General features: G+C 69.5%; 6 protein-coding genes. 3 read left to right on the top strand and 3 right to left on the bottom strand.

Features of this window, described 5'->3' with window-relative positions; genetic code table 11:
• The coding region (locus QHF85_RS49510; protein ID WP_281334544.1) for an RNA-binding protein at positions 1-365 on the bottom strand (365 nt) is incomplete at its 3' end.
• Positions 366-708: 343 nt separating this feature from the next.
• Between QHF85_RS49510 and QHF85_RS49505 the strand changes: the two genes are divergently transcribed.
• On the top strand, positions 709-1,152 hold the full coding sequence (locus tag QHF85_RS49505) for a universal stress protein (RefSeq protein ID WP_281334543.1): 444 nt from the start codon (positions 709-711) through the stop codon (positions 1,150-1,152).
• Positions 1,153-1,157: 5 nt separating this feature from the next.
• On the opposite strand, the gene QHF85_RS49500 is transcribed toward QHF85_RS49505, so the two are convergent.
• Together QHF85_RS49500 and QHF85_RS49495 are read right to left on the bottom strand one after the other, a co-directional pair.
• A complete protein-coding gene (locus tag QHF85_RS49500) occupies positions 1,158-1,394 on the bottom strand; it encodes a hypothetical protein (protein ID WP_136927744.1) in 237 nt (78 codons plus the stop codon).
• Between the two features lie 333 nt (positions 1,395-1,727).
• Positions 1,728-2,315, bottom strand: a complete 588-nt coding sequence (locus QHF85_RS49495) for a hypothetical protein (RefSeq protein ID WP_281334542.1) — start codon at positions 2,313-2,315, stop codon at positions 1,728-1,730.
• A 144-nt stretch (positions 2,316-2,459) separates the two neighbouring features.
• Here QHF85_RS49495 and QHF85_RS49490 point away from each other — a divergent pair, with 144 nt between their 5' ends.
• The gene (locus tag QHF85_RS49490) at positions 2,460-2,993 is read left to right on the top strand and encodes a hypothetical protein (RefSeq protein ID WP_281334541.1); all 534 of its coding nucleotides are present in this window, start codon (positions 2,460-2,462) and stop codon (positions 2,991-2,993) included.
• Between the two features lie 68 nt (positions 2,994-3,061).
• Entirely contained in the window at positions 3,062-4,177 is a 1,116-nt protein-coding gene (locus QHF85_RS49485; protein WP_281334540.1) for a CehA/McbA family metallohydrolase, read from the top strand.
• Positions 4,178-4,359: the final 182 nt, after the last annotated feature.

Below are 4,359 nucleotides of genomic sequence, written 5' to 3'. Positions count from 1 at the left end.
CCGCCGCCGCCACCACCGCCGCCGCCGTAGCCGCCGCCGCCGCCACCACCGCCGCCGCCCATGCCGCCGCCGCCGCCACCGCCGCGGAAGCCACCACCACCGCCGCCGCCCGGCGTGCGCTCACGCGCCTCGTTCACGGTCAGGGTGCGCCCGTCCAGGCTCTTGCCATGAAGCGCGTCGATGGCCGCCTGCGCTTCCTTGTCGCCCGCCACGTCCACAAAACCGAACCCGCGCGATTGCCCCGTCACCCGATCGGTCATGACCTGGACACCGACGACCTCCACACCGGCACTCTGGAAGGCGCTGCGGACGCTCTCCTCGGTGGAGTGGAAGGCCAAATTGCCCACGTACAGTCGCTTGCTCATCCTCAGACCACCCGATGCACGACCTCTCCTGACCTTCCCCGGATGCGACCCGGGCCGTGCATCGGATCGCTTCGAGACCACACAGACGAGCGACCGTCAGCCGATACAGATCGAGCGACCGCGAGCAAAGCGGGCTGTCAGAGTTCGACGACGAACGGGCCTAGGGCGATCATGAGGCTAACGCCCCGCTCCCCAACGCGCAAGCAACTATCGCGACGCGGGAAACGCGGGTTTCCGTAGCCGATTTCTTGCGCCGTCGACGCGTCCGTCCAGGGTAGCCCGCGTCCGCTCTCGCTCGCCGAGAGACCTTCCCGATCCGGGCTCGGCGCATCAGGGAGGGACCATGCCGTTCCAGAAGATCCTCGTGCCGATCGACTTCGAAGAGACCTCGGAGCACGCGCTCGAACGTGCGATCGAGCTCGCCGCGAAGCTCGGCGCCGCAGTCACGGTCGTTCACGTCTACAGCCTGACCGTCTACAGCTTCCCCGACGGCTCCTACCTCCCCGCGTCCGAGCTCGCCGAGAGCGTGCGGCAGGGCGCGCAGCGCAAGCTCGACGCTGTCCTCGCGGCGCAGCGGGCCCGCGGCGTCCGGCTCGACGGCGTGCTGCGCGAGGGGCGCTCGGCCGACGAAATTTGCAAGACGGCGGCCGAAATCTCGGCCGATCTCATCGTGATGGGCACGCACGGCCGCGGCGCGATCGGCCGCACGCTGCTCGGCAGCGTGGCGCTCGCCGTCCTTCGCCACGCGCCCGTCCCGGTGATGACGATCCGCAAAAACGCGGCTTGAGACGCTCAGCCGCGCGAGAGCGCGCGGATGGCCTGCATGCGCGAGTCCTTCTGATCCGGCGGCAGGAAGACGGAGAGCGCCTGCTCGATCGAGCCGAGCGCGCGCGCGAGCTCCGAGGGGCTCATCGTCTCCGCCGTCACCCCCACGCGCGAGCACGCGCGCTTGATGGTACCTCGGGCAAACACCTCCGAAAGACCACTGGCGGCAATCACCTTGTCGAAGAGTGTTTCCGGCGGGCTCATGTTGGGGGCGATTACGCTCGTTCCTTCAAGCCGTGGAACGTCGCGCTACGGCGCCCGACGTCGGGTCCACGTGTCCCTCGGCCTGGGCAAGCGCGATCGGTTGATGCGATGAAATGTCGTGTGGGTTCCCACGCATCGCACCGATCACGTTCGAGGTGGTTACCAGAATCGCCGAGCCGCCGCAACCCTGGAGACCTCCCCCACGGATCGAGCGCAAATCACGAGCAGTTCCGTAAGCGGCCCGCAGGAACACGTACCGATCGGACCAACCGACGAATTCTCCCGCTTTCGTGAGCGCCACGGACATTGTCGCATCTTTCCGATGCGACTTTGCTACCGCGCCGACCGGCCGAGCACGCCGAGCACGCGCTCGGCCTCCTTGATGCGCGCGTCGCGCTCGGCGAGCTTCTGGCGGAGCCTCGACGCCTCCTCGTCGGCCGCGGCGATCGCGGCCTGCTGGGTGCGGAGCTGGGCCTCGGCGTCGGGCTTGATCTTGCCGAAATAGAAGCCGAAGGCCGCGGCGAAGAAGAACATCGATCCGAGGGCGCCGAGGCGGACGGCGCGGCCGAGGCGCTGGTTCTGTTTGTCCTCCTTCAGCGCGGCGAGGGCGCGCTCGTGATCCTGCACGATCCGCATCACCTCGAGGCGCGCGTCTGCCTCGGCCTCGGCCCGCGCGCGCTCGACGGCGGCGACGCGGATCGCCTCGATGCGCGCCTCCTCGGCGCGACGCTCGGCGTCCATCCGTGCGCGACGCTCGGCCTCGATCCGCGCGTGCATCGAGGACGCCTCGTGCGCGTGGCGCTCGGCCGCTTCGTGTTCGAGCCGCCCCGCGGCGTCGTTCTCGGGACGAACGCGCGCCTCCTCCAGGCGCGCGAGGTACTTCAACGAAAAGAGGAGGGCGCCCTCCTGCATCGTGGCCATGCGCGACGACTCCTTCGGTCTGAATGCCTCACGCCCGCAGCGCCCAAAGCGCTCCCCGGCCGAGGGTGTTCCCTTGGACGCGCGGTTTCGTGCGCCCTTGGGTGCGCGCCCGGATCCAGGCGTCAGGCGTGCTACGTTTTCAGAATGAATGGCTTCATCGAATCGGGCGCAGAGCAAAGGGTGGGCGGCGAGAGGCGCGGGGCGCGGTGGGCTCTCCTCGTCGGGGCTGCGATGGCCATGGGCACGTTCGGGTGTTCGTCCGTCGTGAGCGAGTACGACGTCGATGCGAACTTCACGGTCACCCCGAAGGTCGACGGGACGTTCTTCTGGTGGAACGAGGTCACCCTCGAGAGCGACGTCAACTCGTACGGCGCGGCCAAGCTCGGGTTCGTGCGCATCTCCGTGGCGCCACCCGCGGAGGACCTGACGTTCGTCGACGAGATCCTCGGCGAGGCGGTGACCTCGACGGGGCGCACGCCGCTCGTCTCGAAGTCGGAGTTTCCCGCGAAGGAGCCCGACGTGATCCTCGACGTGCTCCACGAAGGCGACGTTCGTCCCTTCTTCGAGGACGGCAAGAAGGTCCGCGTCGAGTGGACCGGCCGTACGAACCCGAACTTCCTGGCCTGGCCGACGGACGGGATCGATGTCTCCGTGAAAGTCAGGCTCGTCCTCGACTGAACGAGCGCGCCGCGGGGGCGCTTCCGCCCTCGCGGCGTATGGAGCTATCCTCCGCGCAAGGAACGCCGATGCGGGCTACGACAGGCAAATTTCGCTGGATCGCGCTCGGCGTGGGGGTCGCCGCGATCGGCGCGGCTGCGGCCGTCGCGTTCACGCGGGTCCCCCCCGAGCGGACGGCCGTCGCGGCCCCGCTCACGCTGAAGATCAAGATCGACGCGCCCGCGCTCGGCGCGCCCGCGCCCGGCCCGCCGAAGTTCGCCGAGACGCTCGACGTGTCGACGTTCCAGCGCGGCAACCTCCACACGCACAGCAAGTGGAGCGACGGCGATCGTCCCCCGAAGGACGTCTACACCTGGTACCGCAGCCACGGCTACGCGTTCCTCGCAATCACCGATCACGAAAACCGCGTCAGCCCCGAGACGTTCGCGGCGCTCGAACGCCCGGGGTTCGTGATCATCGCGGGCGAGGAGGTGACGATGAACGCCGAGGGCAAACCCGTGCACGTCAACGGCCTCTGCACGAAGAAGTCCATCGGCGGCGGTCGCTTCAACACGAAGCGCGAGGCGCTCCTGCACGGGATCGGCCGCGTGCACGAGCAGGGCGGCGTCGCGCTCGTGAACCACCCGAACTTCGACTGGGCGCTCACGATGGACGACGTGCGTGTGACGCGCGGCGCAGAGCTCCTCGAGATCTGGAGCGGCCATCCGTACGTGAACACGGAGGGCAGCGCGGAGCGGCCGTCGCACGAGGCCGTGTGGAACACGCTGCTCGACGAGGGCTGGTCGATCGCGGGCGTGGCGGTGGACGACGCGCATCACCTCGGCTTGACGAAGCCGGACACGAAGCCCGCGCGGCCAGGAAAAGGCTGGGTCCAGGTGTTCGCGAACAAACCCGATCGCGCGCTCATCTGCGAGGGGCTCGCGAAGGGCCGGCTCTACGCGTCGTCGGGCGTGACGCTCACGCGGATCCGCGTGACCGAGAACAAGCTGAGCGTGTGGCCGAAGGAAGAAGGCGCGGTCGTCGCGTTCATCGGCGCCGGCGGCAAAGAGATCGCGAAGGTGGGACGAGGTCCCGAGGGCGACGCCTCGTACGAGCTGCGCGGCGACGAGAGCTGGGTGCGCGCGCGCATCACGCTTCCGGATGGGAAGATGGCCTGGACGCAGGCGTATCGCGTCACGCGGTAGAGCGCGGATTTCGGCGGCGAGCGTTCGTCGCGACGATCAGGATCGCGGCTGGCCTTTGCGGCGCGCGAGGAGGATCTCGGCCGCCGTGAGCGCGCGGGGCGGAGGCGGACCCGCGGGCGGCGCAGCGCCGGCGGGCGGGTGCGGAGCCGCGGTCGGGGCCGGGGCGTGAGGCCGCGCGGCCG

The organism is Polyangium sp. 6x1 (genome assembly GCF_029946515.1).
Taxonomy (GTDB): Bacteria; Myxococcota_A; Polyangia; order Polyangiales; family Polyangiaceae; genus Polyangium.
Note: the sequence above shows the minus strand (reverse complement) of the source record. Positions and strands in the feature narration are given on the sequence as shown.

Excerpts from the sequence above, each read along its gene's own strand:
- QHF85_RS49500 (WP_136927744.1), bottom strand. The coding sequence starts at position 1,394 with ATGAGCCCGCCGGAAACACTCTTCGACAAGGTGATTGCCGCCAGTGGT.
- QHF85_RS49495 (WP_281334542.1), bottom strand. The coding sequence starts at position 2,315 with ATGGCCACGATGCAGGAGGGCGCCCTCCTCTTTTCGTTGAAGTACCTC.
- QHF85_RS49485 (WP_281334540.1), top strand. The coding sequence starts at position 3,062 with ATGCGGGCTACGACAGGCAAATTTCGCTGGATCGCGCTCGGCGTGGGG.
- QHF85_RS49505 (WP_281334543.1), top strand. The coding sequence starts at position 709 with ATGCCGTTCCAGAAGATCCTCGTGCCGATCGACTTCGAAGAGACCTCG.
- QHF85_RS49490 (WP_281334541.1), top strand. The coding sequence starts at position 2,460 with ATGAATGGCTTCATCGAATCGGGCGCAGAGCAAAGGGTGGGCGGCGAG.